Source organism: Geodermatophilus sp. URMC 61 (assembly GCF_052931555.1).
Map to the genome: position 1 here is coordinate 5,352,534 of NZ_JBRFHZ010000002.1, position 12,531 is coordinate 5,365,064.

The 12,531-nt window shown below is 75.8% G+C and carries 12 protein-coding genes; 8 read left to right on the forward strand and 4 right to left on the reverse strand.

What is annotated here, in order from left to right; all coding sequences use genetic code 11:
- Positions 1–23: 23 nt before the first annotated feature.
- The gene (locus tag ACU610_RS25175) at positions 24–554 is read right to left on the reverse strand and encodes a DUF4190 domain-containing protein (protein ID WP_446770417.1); all 531 of its coding nucleotides are present in this window, start codon (positions 552–554) and stop codon (positions 24–26) included.
- A gap of 146 nt (positions 555–700) precedes the next feature.
- Between ACU610_RS25175 and ACU610_RS25180 the strand changes: the two genes are divergently transcribed.
- Positions 701–1,897 (forward strand): acyl-CoA dehydrogenase family protein, encoded by a 1,197-nt coding sequence (locus tag ACU610_RS25180; RefSeq protein ID WP_446770418.1) that lies wholly within the window; start codon positions 701–703, stop codon positions 1,895–1,897.
- A gap of 83 nt (positions 1,898–1,980) precedes the next feature.
- Here the strand turns inward: ACU610_RS25180 and ACU610_RS25185 are convergent, their stop codons facing one another.
- Positions 1,981–2,682, reverse strand: a complete 702-nt coding sequence (locus tag ACU610_RS25185; RefSeq protein ID WP_446770419.1) for a DUF4230 domain-containing protein — start codon at positions 2,680–2,682, stop codon at positions 1,981–1,983.
- Positions 2,683–2,814: 132 nt separating this feature from the next.
- Between ACU610_RS25185 and ACU610_RS25190 the strand changes: the two genes are divergently transcribed.
- The 3 genes from ACU610_RS25190 to ACU610_RS25200 are packed head-to-tail and all read left to right on the forward strand — an operon-like array spanning position 2,815 to position 6,173.
- On the forward strand, positions 2,815–3,753 hold the full coding sequence (locus ACU610_RS25190; protein WP_446770420.1) for an NADP-dependent oxidoreductase: 939 nt from the start codon (positions 2,815–2,817) through the stop codon (positions 3,751–3,753).
- 37 nt (positions 3,754–3,790) lie between these two features.
- Complete coding sequence (locus tag ACU610_RS25195; protein WP_446770421.1) at positions 3,791–5,341, forward strand: acetolactate synthase large subunit; 1,551 nt, start codon at positions 3,791–3,793, stop codon at positions 5,339–5,341.
- A gap of 1 nt (position 5,342) precedes the next feature.
- On the forward strand, positions 5,343–6,173 hold the full coding sequence (locus ACU610_RS25200; RefSeq protein WP_446770422.1) for an alpha/beta hydrolase: 831 nt from the start codon (positions 5,343–5,345) through the stop codon (positions 6,171–6,173).
- Positions 6,174–6,191: 18 nt separating this feature from the next.
- Here ACU610_RS25200 and ACU610_RS25205 read toward each other — a convergent pair whose 3' ends face one another.
- A complete protein-coding gene (locus ACU610_RS25205; RefSeq protein ID WP_446770423.1) occupies positions 6,192–6,851 on the reverse strand; it encodes a class I SAM-dependent methyltransferase in 660 nt (219 codons plus the stop codon).
- Between the two features lie 200 nt (positions 6,852–7,051).
- Between ACU610_RS25205 and ACU610_RS25210 the strand changes: the two genes are divergently transcribed.
- Together ACU610_RS25210 and ACU610_RS25215 are read left to right on the forward strand one after the other, a co-directional pair.
- Positions 7,052–7,858 carry an AraC family transcriptional regulator gene (locus ACU610_RS25210; protein WP_446770424.1) on the forward strand — a complete coding sequence of 269 codons (807 nt, stop codon included), beginning with the start codon at positions 7,052–7,054 and terminating at the stop codon, positions 7,856–7,858.
- Between the two features lie 345 nt (positions 7,859–8,203).
- Complete coding sequence (locus ACU610_RS25215) at positions 8,204–10,333, forward strand: acyltransferase family protein (protein WP_446770425.1); 2,130 nt, start codon at positions 8,204–8,206, stop codon at positions 10,331–10,333.
- A 97-nt stretch (positions 10,334–10,430) separates the two neighbouring features.
- On the opposite strand, the gene ACU610_RS25220 is transcribed toward ACU610_RS25215, so the two are convergent.
- Positions 10,431–11,279 carry a glycoside hydrolase family 16 protein gene (locus ACU610_RS25220; RefSeq protein WP_446770426.1) on the reverse strand — a complete coding sequence of 283 codons (849 nt, stop codon included), beginning with the start codon at positions 11,277–11,279 and terminating at the stop codon, positions 10,431–10,433.
- A gap of 203 nt (positions 11,280–11,482) precedes the next feature.
- Here ACU610_RS25220 and ACU610_RS25225 point away from each other — a divergent pair, with 203 nt between their 5' ends.
- Both ACU610_RS25225 and ACU610_RS25230 read left to right on the forward strand, forming a co-directional pair.
- A complete protein-coding gene (locus tag ACU610_RS25225; RefSeq protein WP_446770427.1) occupies positions 11,483–12,049 on the forward strand; it encodes a hypothetical protein in 567 nt (188 codons plus the stop codon).
- 216 nt (positions 12,050–12,265) lie between these two features.
- A complete protein-coding gene (locus ACU610_RS25230) occupies positions 12,266–12,394 on the forward strand; it encodes a hypothetical protein (RefSeq protein WP_446770428.1) in 129 nt (42 codons plus the stop codon).
- Positions 12,395–12,531 lie beyond the last annotated feature (137 nt).

A 12,531-nucleotide genomic window follows, 5' to 3' on the forward strand; every position in this document is an offset into this window, starting at 1 on the left:
AAGCCTCCTATGCCTCGGGTCCCTCAGGGGGCGAAGTCCACCGAGCCGACCGAGGCGAGCGCGAGGAACAAGAACAGGAAGGCGAGCACGGCCAGCGCGGTGGCGATCCCGCCGATGATGATCCCGGCCAGCGCCAGGCCGTCGCCCTGCTCGCCGGTCTGGCGGATCTGCCGGCGGGCCACGATGCCGAGCACCAGACCCACCGGGCTGAAGACGAACGCCATCACCAGCGACAGGATGGCCAGCGTGTTGGTCGGCCGCGGGTAGCCGTAGCCCGGCGGGGGTCCGTAGCCGGGCACGCCGTACCCGGGCGGCGGGCCGTACGCGGGCTGGCCGTAGGGCGGTGGGACGCCGTACCCCGGCTGGCTGCCGTACCCGGGCGGCGCGCCGTACCCCGGCTGGCCGGGGGCACCGTGCCCTGCAGTCGCGCCGGCCCCCGTGGAGCCGTGCGCACCGTAGGAGGGCAGCGGCGGGTGAGCGGGCTGCCGCGGGGCCTCGCCGCCGGTGGACGGTGTGGGGTCGGGGGCCCCGCGGTGGGCGTCGTCCTGCGTCATCGTCGTCCTCCGGCGCTCGGGGCTGGTCGGTCGAACGCTAGACGTGCGGGGCCCCGCAGGGTGAGCAGGCGCACACGGACGCCGTCCGGCACCTGTCCCATACTCACCGGTAACCCGGACACCGGAGTCCCCGGAGGAGCGACGCGATGACCCGTCTGGCGCAGACCGCCGACCTGACCGACATCCAGCAGGAGATCCTGTCGACGGTCAGGACCTTCGTCGACAAGGAGATCATCCCGACCGCGCAGGAACTCGAGCACGCCGACGCCTACCCGCAGGAGATCGTCGACGGGCTCAAGGAGCTCGGCATCTTCGGGCTGACGATCCCCGAGGAGTACGGCGGACTGGGCGAGTCGCTGCTGACCTACGCGCTGGTGGTCGAGGAGATCGCCCGCGGCTGGATGAGCGTCTCCGGCGTCATCAACACCCACTTCATCGTCGCCTACATGATCCTCCAGCACGGCACGGCCGAGCAGAAGGAGCGCTTCCTGCCGCGCATGGCCACCGGTGAGGTCCGCGGCGCGTTCTCGATGTCCGAGCCGGGGCTGGGCTCCGACGTCGCGGGCATCCGCACCCGGGCCCGCCGCGACGGCGACGGCTACGTCATCGACGGCCAGAAGATGTGGCTGACCAACGGCGGGTCCTCCACCCTGGTCGCCGCGCTGGTGCGCACCGACGAGGGCGCCGAGAAGGCGCACCAGAACCTGACGACCTTCCTGGTCGAGAAGCCGGCCGGCTTCGGCGAGGTCGTCCCCGGGCTGACCATCCCGGGCAAGATCGACAAGATGGGCTACAAGGGCGTCGACACCACCGAGCTGGTGTTCGACGGCTTCCGGATCGGCGCCGACGCCGTCCTCGGCGGGGTGCCCGGCAAGGGCTTCGCCCAGATGATGGACGGCGTCGAGGTGGGCCGGGTCAACGTCGCCGCGCGCGCGTGCGGCATCTCCATCCGCGCGTTCGAGCTGGCCATCGCCTACGCCCAGCAGCGGGAGACCTTCGGCAAGCCGATCGCCCAGCACCAGGCGATCGCCTTCCAGCTCGCCGAGATGGCGACCAAGGTGGAGGCCGCGCACGCGATGATGGTCCGGGCCGCGCGGCTCAAGGACGCCGGCGAGCGCAACGACGTCGAGGCCGGCATGGCCAAGCTGCTGGCCAGCGAGTACTGCGCCGAGGTGACCACCCAGTCCTTCCGGATCCACGGCGGCTACGGGTACTCCAAGGAGTACGAGATCGAGCGGCTCATGCGCGAGGCGCCGTTCCTGCTCATCGGCGAGGGCACCAGCGAGATCCAAAAGACGATCATCAGCCGGGGCCTGCTCAAGGAGTACGCGCTCAAGCGCTGAGGCCCTGACGGCCGCGGGGTGTCCTCCCGGGCGCTCTCCCGCTGCCCACCATGCGGGGCAGGGGGAGAGGTCCCGGGAGGACGTCAGCTCTCGCCGTCGGCCGGCTCGTCGAAGGTGACCTCGACCTGCTGGACGCCGAGCGAGCGGGCCAGGCCGGTCAGCATGTCGCGGGTGTTGGCCTCGGCGCGCTCGCGCAGGTCGCTCTGCGCGGCGGCGGCGGCCAGTCGGTCCTCGGCCAGCGCGTACATCTCGCTGTCGTCGACCGGGTTGTCCCCGATCGCGTCACCGACCCGCTCGAGCAGCCCGCGGTCGCGGTCGAGCACCCGGCTCCCGGCCGGGTCGATGCGCACCTCGCCCAGCCGCGGGGCGGGGAGCGCGATGGTCGCCGACGTGCCGTCGGGGGAGAGGGCGACCCGGCCGGTGTCGAGGCCCGCGAAGTCGACGTAGGCATCGGCGGTGCCGGTCGCCAGGAAGCTCACCGACTCGCCGCTGATCACCGACGGGACGTACCGGGTGTCCACCTCGCGCTCGACGACGACCTGGAAGGTGCCGGTCGCGGCGTGGTACTCGGAGAGGTCGTCGAGGGCCAGCAGCAGCGGAGGAGTGCTGGTGTCGACGACGTTCTGGTCGAACGGCCGGTCCGGCAGCCAGTCGGCCACCTGGAAACCGGCGGGCACCAGCAACGCCAGGCCGATGCCCGCGGCCACCAGCGTGGGACGGAGGCGACGCCGCCGGCGCGGGGCCGGGTCCAGGGAGACGGGGCGGGACGACAGCAGCGTGGGCATGCTCGGCCTCTCGGGTCGGGGGCGGGCGTGCGGTGCTCCACGTGTTCAGCGATCGGCGTGCGCGCACCATTCCCGACACGCCGGCGGCACCCCGCGGGAACAGGGCCGGTGGCGTCCGCGAGGCTTCCGGACATGAGAGCTGTCGGGGTGACCGAGTTCGGTGGGCCGGAGGCCCTGCACGTCGTCGACGTCCCGCCGGAACCGCTGGGGCCGGGCCAGGTGCGGGTGCGGGTGACCGCGGCGGCGGTCAGCCCTACCGACACGCACCTGCGTGAGGGCGCCTACGCCGGGCGCGACCCGGTGCAGGAGTTCCCCTACGTGCCGGGGATGGACGCCGCCGGGGTGCTCGCCGAGATCGGCCCGGACACCGACACCGACCTGCAGGTGGGCGGCCGGGTGATGGCGATCGTCGTCCCCTCGGGAGCGCACGGCGCCTACCGCGAGGACCTCGTGCTGCCGGCCGCCTCGGTGGTCCGCACGCCGGCCGGCAGCACCGACGCCGAGGCCTCGACGCTGCCGATGAACGGGCTCACCGCCCGGCTGGCGCTCGACCTCATGGGGCTGCAGCCGGGGCAGGTGCTGGCGGTGACCGGCGCGGCCGGGGCGTTCGGCGGTTACGTCGTCCAACTGGGCAGGGCCGAGGGGCTGACCGTGGTCGCCGACGCGTCCGAGGCCGACGAGCAGCTGGTGCGCGACCTGGGCGCCGACGTCGTCGTCCGCCGGGGGGACGACGTCGCCGCGCGGATCCGCGAGCGCTTCCCCGACGGCGTCGACGGCCTGGCCGACGGCGCGGTGCAGGACGCGCTGGTGCTGCCCGCGGTGCGCGACGGCGGCGCGGTGGCGACCGTGCGCGGCTACCGGGGCGACGGCTCCGGCCGGGTCCGGGTGCACCCGACGCTGGTGCGGCGGGTGGCCCAGGACCGGGCGGCGCTCGACCGGCTCCGCGAGCAGGCCGAGCAGGGCGTGCTGACCCTGCGCGTGGCCGACGTGCTGCCCGCCGAGCAGGCCGCCGAGGCGCACCGGCGGCTGGCGCGCGGCGGCGTCCGCGGACGGCTGGTCCTCACCTTCTGAGCTGCCGGGCCCGCGGGAGCGTGCGAGGGTCGCGGGCGTGAACGGCGCACAGGCACTCATCCGCACGCTGGTGGCCGCCGGGGTCGACGTCTGCTTCGCCAACCCCGGCACGTCGGAGATGCACTTCGTCGCGGCGCTCGACGACGTCCCCGAGATGCGCGGCGTGCTGACGCTGTTCGAGGGCGTCGCGACCGGCGCCGCCGACGGCTACGCGCGGATGGCCGGGAGGCCGGCGGCCACGCTGCTGCACCTGGGCCCGGGGCTGGCCAACGGCCTGGCCAACCTGCACAACGCCCGCCGGGGCGGCGCGCCGGTGGTGAACGTGGTGGGCGACCACGCCCGCTCGCACAAGCGGCTGGACGCGCCGCTGGAGTCCGACCTGGACGCCCTGGCCGGTGCGGTGTCGGGCTGGCTGCGCCGCTCGCTGTCCCCGGCCGACGTCGCCGCCGACGCCGCCGAGGCGGTCGCGGAGTCCGCGCGGCGCGGCATCGCCACGCTGGTGCTGCCCGCCGACGTGTCGTGGGAGGACGGTGCCCAGCCGGCGCCGCCCCAGCCGGCGCGCCCGGCTCCGCAGGTCGCGCCGTCGGTGGTGGACGACGTGGCCGCGGTGCTGCGGTCCGGCGAGCCCACCGTGCTGTTCCTCGGCGGGGACGTCGTCGCGGGCGAGGAGGCCCTGCTGGCCGCGGGGCAGGTCGCCGCGGGCACCGGCGCCCGACTGATGGCCGAGACCTTCTCCGCGCGGACGGTCCGCGGCGCGGGCCTTCCGGACCTGCCCAAGCTGCCGTACCCCCCGGAGATGGCGATCGCCGCGCTGGCCGGTACCCGCCACCTGGTGCTGGCCGGTGCCACGTCGCCGGTGCACTTCTTCGGCTACCCCGGCGTGCCCGGGACGCCGGTGCCCGAGGACTGCACGGTGCACGTGCTGTCCGCGCCCGGTGAGGACGGCGGCGCCGCGGTGCGGGCGCTGGCCGAGGCCGTGGCACCGGACGCGAGCGCGGAGCTGCTGGAGGCGTCGCGGCCGGAGCTGCCGAGTGGGGAGCTCACGCCGCGGGCACTGTCGGCCGTGGTCGGGGCACTGCTGCCGGAGCGGGCGATCGTGGTCGACGAGGTGCTGACCTCGGGGGTCGGCCTGGCCGAGCTGACCGCCGGGGCGCCGCGGCACGACTGGCTGCCACTGACCGGCGGGGCGATCGGGGACGGGCTGCCCATGGCCGTGGGCGCCGCGGTGGCCTGCCCGGACCGGCCGGTGCTCGCGCTGCAGGCCGACGGCAGCGCGATGTACACGATCCAGGCGCTGTGGACCATGGCCCGCGAGCAGCTCGACGTCACCGTCGTCGTCTGCGACAACGGCTCCTACGCGATCCTCGAGCACGAGCTGTCGCGGGTCGGGGCGGCCGAGGACGGCAAGCGCGCCGGCGAGCTGCTGCACCTGGGTGGGCCGTCGCTGGACTTCGTCGCGCTGGCCACCGGCATGGGCGTGCCCGCGACCCGCGCCACGACCGCCGAGGAGCTGGCCGAGCAGCTGCGCGCGGCGCTGGGCGCCCCGGGTCCGCACCTGGTCGACGCGGTGCTGCCCGGCCGCAGGTGAGATGGCCGCACGGGGCCCGGTCCGGCGCCTGGCCCGCGCGGTCCTCGTCCTCGCCGTCGTCCTCGTCGTGCTGACCGGTCTGCTGTGGGGGTGGCAGCGGCGGCTCGTCTACCTGCCCGACGACGGCCCGGTGCCCGCGGCCGCCACGGTGCTGCCCGGCGCCCGGGACGTCGTCCTGGAGACCTCCGACGGGCTGCGGCTGGGGGCCTGGTTCCTGCCCGGCCGCGACGCGGAGGCCCCCGCCGTGCTGGTGGCCAACGGCAACGGCGGGCACCGCGGGCTGCGGGCGCCGCTGGCCGCGGCGCTGGCCCGGCGGGGGCTGGCGGTGCTGCTCTTCGACTACCGCGGCTACGGCGGCAACCCCGGCAGTCCCAGCGAGGAGCGGCTGGCACGGGACGTGCGCGCCGCCCGCGCCCACCTGGTGGAGGAGGCCGGGGTGTCGCCGGACCGGCTGCTCTACCTCGGCGAGAGCCTGGGCGCCGGCGTCGTCACCGAGCTCGCGACCGAGCACCCGCCGGCCGGGCTGGTGCTGCGCTCGCCGTTCGTCGACCTCGCCGCCGTCGGCGCGGAGCACTACCCGTTCCTGCCGGTCCGCGCGCTGCTGCGCGACCGCTATCCGGTGGCGGAGCGGATCGCGACGATCCGGGTGCCGACCACGGTGGTGCTGGGGGACGCCGACTCGATCGTCCCGCCGGCGCAGAGCCGCGCCGTCGCCGCGGCGGCGGCCGACCTGCACCGACTGGTGGAGGTCCCGGGCGCCGACCACAACGACCGTGTGCTGCTGGACGGCCAGGCGCTGATCGACGCGGTCGTGGAGCTGGCCGGCCGCTGACCCGGGTGCTCGCCGGACTCAGGCGGTCGCGCGGTAGCAGGTGTACCGGCCGACCCAGCGGTGGACGTCGGAGCCGGTCTCCGCGACCTCGGCGAACCCGGCCCGGCGGAGCAGGTCCGGGACGTCGTCGACCGCGTGCTCCCGGGTGAACCGGTGCCGGTGGCCGGAGTCGCCGGACCCGCCCACGTCCACCAGGTGCAGCGCACCCCCGGGCCGCAGCACCCGGCGCACCTCGCGCATCGCCGGCTCCCGCTCGCCGTCCGGCACGTGGTGCAGCATGAACGAGGAGAGGACGACGTCCACGCTGTCGTCGGCGTAGGGCAGCTCGTCGGCGTAGCCGCGGTCGAGCTGGACGGTCAGCCCGCGGCGGCGGGCCTTGCGGTCGGCGCGGGCCAGCGCGGCGAGGTCGGGGTCGAGTCCGACGACGACCGCCGCGGGCTGGTCCCGCTTGGCCGCGAGCAGCAGGTCGCCGGTGCCACAGCCGATCTCCAGGACGCGCTGGCCGGGCCGGAGGGCCGCCTGGTCGAGCAGCTGCCGGCGGATCCGCCGCACGCCGAGCAGCCGGTTCAGCGGGTCGTAGAGGGGCAGCAGCCAGGCGTGCCGCATCCCGGGGAGGAAGCTGCGCTGCCCGCCGGTCACCGCCGTCCGCGTGCCCGTGGCGCCGGTCGTCCCACCCATGCCGATCCCCCTCCGTCCTGGACGATCTTCCGTTCGCTGCCGCTACTCTCGGCCGTTGCACGGGCGACGACAAGGGCGGGACATCGGTCGGGATGGGACCATCTTCGGCACCTCGGCGACCCGTCGGCCGGCCGCTGACCGGGCGCCTGGCCGATGGTGCGCCGGTCTACGGGTACGAGCGGGTCCCCGGGCGGCCACCGGTGACCGTCACCCGCTTCGAGGGGACCCACGCGCCCGTCGAGGGCTGGCTGCACGGGGCGCACGCGCACGACTTCCTCGTGCTCAGCTTCGTCGACCGTGGCGCGGGCCGGCTGTGCCTGGACGGCCGGTGGTGGGAGGTCACGCCGGGGGACCTCTTCGTGATCGCTCCGGGGGAGGTGGTGACGCCGGAGTGGAGCGGGGACGCCGCCGGGGCGACGGTGTGGTCGGCGTTCTTCCCACCGGACGCGGTGGAGCGGCGCAGCCCGGGCTCCTTCGGCTCCTGGCGGGCCCACCCGCTGCTGTTCCCGTTCGTCGGGCACCGGGCCGGCGGGGTCCAGCGGCTGTCGGTGCCGGAGGCGGACCGGCCCGCGTGGTCGCGACGGTTCGACGAGCTGGACCGCGAGCTGCGGGAGGGGTACGCCGAGGCCGCGCTGGCCCAGCTGACCCTGCTGCTGGTGGAGCTGGCCCGGCTGGCGGCCGCCGTCCCGGGTTCCCTGCGGCTGCGCGACGACCCCGAGCGGCGGTACGCCGAGCCGATCTCGCTGCGGCAGGTGGCCGAGGCGGTGGGGCTGTCGGCCGGGCACCTGACGACGGTGGTCGGCCGGCGCACGGGGCGGACGGTGCAGCAGTGGATCACCGAGCGGAGACTCGCCGAGGCCCGCCGGCTGCTCGCCGAGACCGACCTGACGGTGCAGGCGGTGGCCGGCCGGGTGGGCTACGCCGACGCGGGGTACCTGATCCGGCGGTTCCGGGCCGCGCACGGCATCCCGCCGCAGGAGTGGCGCCGGGCGGGCCGCTCCCCCTGACGGAGGGACCTGTGCACCGTCCCCGACGAGACCGCCGGCAACACGACGACCGAGCCGGTCCGGCTCGCGGGAGGCTCGTGCTCCGGCCCACCGTGCCGGGTAGGGCCCGAGCGCCGGCGACGCCTACCGGTCCGCAGCGCGCCACCGCTCGGCTCGCTGCGGGACCGGAGCGAGGAACTGGAGGCCGAGGTCGGCGTGCCCCCCACCCCGCGTGGCCGCCTGCGGGACGCCGCGGTCGTGTGCCGGGTGCCCTGGCGGCGGCAGACCGGTCGCCCAACGGGGGGCCGTCGTCCCGGGCCGTGGTCCGCTCGGGGCCGCCGTCCCGGGCTCCGGAGCCCTGCCTCGGTGGCTGAGCGCGAACGGGGGCCGGGGTTCCGCCCCGACGTCGAGGGCCTGCGGGCCGTCGCGGTCCTGGCGGTCGTGCTGTTCCACGCCCGGACGCCGGGCCTGGGCGGCGGGTTCGTCGGGGTCGACGTCTTCTTCGTGATCTCCGGGTTCCTGATCACCGGGATGCTCTGGCGCGAGGTCGAGCGCACCGGCCGGCTGCGGTTGGGCCGCTTCTACGGCGCCCGCGCCCGGCGGCTGCTGCCCGCGGGGATCACCGTGCTGGTCGCCACGGCCGCGGCGTCGGCCTGGCTGCTGCCCCCGCTGGAGGCCCGCAGCGTGCTGGTGGACGGCGTGGCCAGTGCTCTGTACGCCGGCAACCACCGCTTCGCCGTCCAGGGCACGGACTACCTGGCCGCCGACGTCGTCCCCTCACCGTTCCAGCACTACTGGTCGCTCGGGGTGGAGGAGCAGTTCTACCTGTTCTGGCCGGCGTTGCTGCTGGGGACCGGTTACGTGGTGCACCGCCTGACCCGCCGCCGGACGCCCCCGGACCACCGGTCCGTCACGCCCTACCTGGCCGTCCTCGCGACGCTCGCGGCGACCTCCTTCGCCGTCTCGCTGCGGTGGACGACCACGCTGCCGGCGTGGGCGTTCTTCTCGCTGCCCTCCCGGGCGTGGGAGCTGGCCGTCGGCGGCCTGGTCGCGCTGACCGCCCGCTGGTGGCACCGGTTGCCCGCGGTGGTCGCCGCGGCCTCGGGATGGGCGGGCCTCGGGCTGGTCGTCGCCGCCAGCGTCCGGCTGGGCGAGTCGACCCCCTTTCCCGGCGTGGCCGCCCTCGCTCCCGTCCTCGGCGCCGCCCTCGTCGTGGGCGGCGGCTGCGCGTCCCCCCGCCAGGGAGTGGGCTCGCTCCTGGCCCTCGCCCCGATGCGCGCGGTGGGACGGCTGTCCTACTCCTGGTACCTGTGGCACTGGCCGGTGCTCCTGCTCGCGCCGGCGCTGGTCGGCCGCTCCCTCGGCCTCGGTGGCCGGCTGTCAGCAGGCCTCCTCGCCGCGGGTCTCGCGGTCCTGACCGTGCGTCTCGTCGAGGACCCCGTGCGCTTCGCTGCGCCGCTGCGGCGGTCGACCGGCCGCAGCCTCCTCCTCGGCGCCACGACGACCGCAACGGGCGCGGCAGCGGCGCTGGTCCTGCTGGCGGTCGTGCCCGTCCCGGCCGGGGAGGGGGCCGCAGCGGCCCGGCCGACGATCGCACCGCCCAGCACGCCGCCCCCTCCCGAGGTGGATCCCGAGGAGGCGGCGGTGCTGACGCTCACCGCGCAGGTGCAGGCAGCCGTCTCGGCGTCCGTCGGAGTGGAGCGCGTGCCGTCCAACCTCACCCCGACGCTGGACCGTGCCCCCTACAGCAAGCAGGCGCCGTTCCGCGAGGGGTGCGCGCTCTCCTGGACGCAGATGCGACAGCCGGACTGCAGCTACGGCGACCCGGCGGGCAGCGTCACGGTGTCCCTGGTCGGGGACTCGCACGCGGCACAGTGGCAGCCCGCCCTGCAGTCGACCGCCCAGCAGCGGCACTGGCGGCTGCAGGTGCGGGCCAAGGTGACCTGTCCGCTGCTCGACCTGCCGATCACCAGCCCCTACCTGGGCCGGGAGTACGTCGAGTGCGAGCAGTGGCGGACCCGGGTGGTCGACGAGCTGCGCGCCGCACCGCCGGCGCTCATCGTGCTCGGCACGTCCCGACGCTACGGCGACGACTTCGGGTTCGCGTCCTACGACCCGAGGTGGGTCGACAGCCTGGCCCGCACGGTGGCCGGCCTGCGCACCATCGCCCCGGTGCTGGTCCTGGGCCCCCTCCCGGATCCGCACGGCAACGTCCCCACCTGCCTGTCGGAGCACCTGGCCAGCGCCGCCGAGTGCGCGCCCACCCGCGGGGCCGGTCTGAACGACGCCGGCATCGCGGCGGAGGAGGCGGCCGTGACCGCCGGCGGAGGGCAGTACGCCGACCTGGCCGACCTGTTCTGCACCGCTGACCGGTGCCCCGTGATCGTGGGCGACACGCTGGTCTTCCGCGACGACAACCACGTGACCGTCGAGTACGCCACGCTGCTGGGTCCGGTGCTCTCCGCCCTGGTCGAGGAGTCCCTGTCCGGGGGCTGACCGCGCAGGGCGAGATGGACGCCCGCGGGACGCTCGGCGTCTCCCGGGAGACGCCGAGCGGTCCGGGTGCCACCAGGCCGCGCGGCCACCGCCCCTATCACGCCTGCCGGTCGGAGGCCGGTCGGTACCCGCGGACCGGGCCGACCTCGGCGGCCTTCGGGTAGGCCGCCGGGTCCCGATCGGCCCCGACGGGGAACTCGAACAGGTCGACCATCAGCACCAGCGGGTAGGCGAGGCCCTGCGGCACCACCCGGACGAGCTCGTCGTCGACGTAGAAGCGCGTCTCGCCGGCGTCCCACGCCGCGGCGTAGGAGTGCCAGTCGCCGGCGTCGAGGTCGAGGGCGACGTCGGCCATGTCGGTCACGAGCCCGGGGTCGTGGTGGGCCTTGACGCCCAGGCGCACGGTCGAGCCGTCCGGGCCGACGGCGTGGCCGTACAGCTCGGCGATGCAGATCTCCCCGGACTGCTCCGGTGCGGCCTCCTCCAGGCCCACGAGCCACAGCGCGATCATGCAGGTCGGGTCGGGGACGGCCCGCAGACGCGCCTCGACCAGCCCACTGCTCGGCGTGTACAGCCGGCGGGTGGGGACGGCGGTCGCGACCCGGAGGTCGGGGCGGTGACGGTGTGTCCCGCGGTCGGACCCCACCTCGCCGGAGAACGACCCGGTCTGCAGGTTCGACACGCGCAGCTCACCGTCGTCGGGGCGCCAGGCGGGCTGGTCCGCGTCGATCCGGAGCCGGAGGACCCCGGGGAGGAGGTCGTACCGGGCCGCCGACCGGTCGGGGGTCGTCCACTGCGGCAGGTAGTGGGCCATCCACCGGCGCGGGTCGACCTCGGTGCCGGTGAAGTCCTCGGCGAACTCCAGGTCGTACCGGGAGCGGTCCAGCCGATCGCCGCCCTCGGGCAGCGCGAGGGCGAGCACACGGACGTCGTCCCGATCGGGCACGCCGGCAGGCTAGCCGGTCGCGGCTGCCGGTCGTGACCGCAGGCGAGACCTCCGACGGCCCGCACCGGCGGGTAGCCGCCGCCGCACTGCCGGGGACGGAACGCGGTCGTCCCGCGCGCGACCGACCTCGGACCGGCGCGGGCTGCCGCGTTCCTCCCTACGCTCCGCCGCCGAGGGTCCGACTCGGCGAGGAGGTGGGCGCGGTGCGACGAGTCCTGGTGGGAACCGCGGCGACGGTGATGGTCCTGTCCGGAGGCGTGGCCGCCGCGGCGGACGCACAGCCACCCGGTGGCGACGAGGGCTGGGTTCCCGTCCCGGAGGAGTTCTACGACCCGGTCGACGTGGAGGCCTGCGGATCGGTGGTCACGATCGCCGGTGGGGACGTCCGCGAGGCGGAGATGCGGCAGCAGGTCCTGGACGACGGCGCCACGTTCGTCGAGTTCCGCGGCAGCCGGACCGTCGACCTCACCCGGCAGTCCGACGGCGCCACCATCGACGAGGTGGACGTCTCGGGTCCCAGCTGGGACCTGATCTCGTCCGACGGCACCCAGGTGGTCGTCGAGGTCGACGGACCCTCGGTGCTCTGGGCCGGCAACGACGTCGAGCGGGCGGCGGCGGACGAGGCCGGCCTGCCGTACCTCATGTACTTCGAGGAGGGCACGATCCTGCTGCGCCTGACGGTCGATCCCGCGACCGGGGAGTCCACTGCGGTGGACGGCCTGCGGCTCGACGCCGACGTCGTCGACCTCTGCGACGCCTTCGGCTCCTGACCCCGGACCCATCCAGCGGGGCCCTCCGCCCGCTGGATCCCCGTGGCGGTGGCCGTCCCCGTGCCGCGGCTGCGGGGACCGACCACCTCGACCTGCGAGGGCGTGCTCTGCCGGCCGAGCCGGGCCGGCACGCCCGCCCCTTCCCCCGTCCTCGTCGCGGTCCCGCTCTCGAGCGCCGTGACGGAACGGTGACGCTGCCAGCGCTAGACACCCGCCATGACACAGACCCCGCAGCCGGCCGTGCTGGCTCCGCGCCGAGCGCCGGACGACCTGACCGCTCGGGCCGTGCGCGTCGAGGGGCTCGCGGCGGGCGCTCTGGTCGCAGCCCGGACGCTGGACCTCTGAGGAGGACGCCGTGCCGTGGCCCCGCTTCCTCCGTCGCCCGTCCCGTCAGGAGTCGAGCGGGGCCGGGCCGGCGCGCGCCCGACCCACGGAGGACCCGGACCGCCGACCCGTCGGCCGCCGGAGTGATCGAGCGGCCG

What these genes read in the sequence shown, in the direction of transcription:
- ACU610_RS25190 (WP_446770420.1), top strand. Translation starts at nt 2,815, where the DNA reads ATGAGAGCTGTCGGGGTGACCGAGTTCGGTGGGCCGGAGGCCCTGCAC.
- ACU610_RS25175 (WP_446770417.1), bottom strand. Translation starts at nt 554, where the DNA reads ATGACGCAGGACGACGCCCACCGCGGGGCCCCCGACCCCACACCGTCC.
- ACU610_RS25200 (WP_446770422.1), top strand. Translation starts at nt 5,343, where the DNA reads ATGGCCGCACGGGGCCCGGTCCGGCGCCTGGCCCGCGCGGTCCTCGTC.
- ACU610_RS25205 (WP_446770423.1), bottom strand. Translation starts at nt 6,851, where the DNA reads ATGGGTGGGACGACCGGCGCCACGGGCACGCGGACGGCGGTGACCGGC.
- ACU610_RS25185 (WP_446770419.1), bottom strand. Translation starts at nt 2,682, where the DNA reads ATGCCCACGCTGCTGTCGTCCCGCCCCGTCTCCCTGGACCCGGCCCCG.
- ACU610_RS25230 (WP_446770428.1), top strand. Translation starts at nt 12,266, where the DNA reads ATGACACAGACCCCGCAGCCGGCCGTGCTGGCTCCGCGCCGAGCGCCG.
- ACU610_RS25180 (WP_446770418.1), top strand. Translation starts at nt 701, where the DNA reads ATGACCCGTCTGGCGCAGACCGCCGACCTGACCGACATCCAGCAGGAG.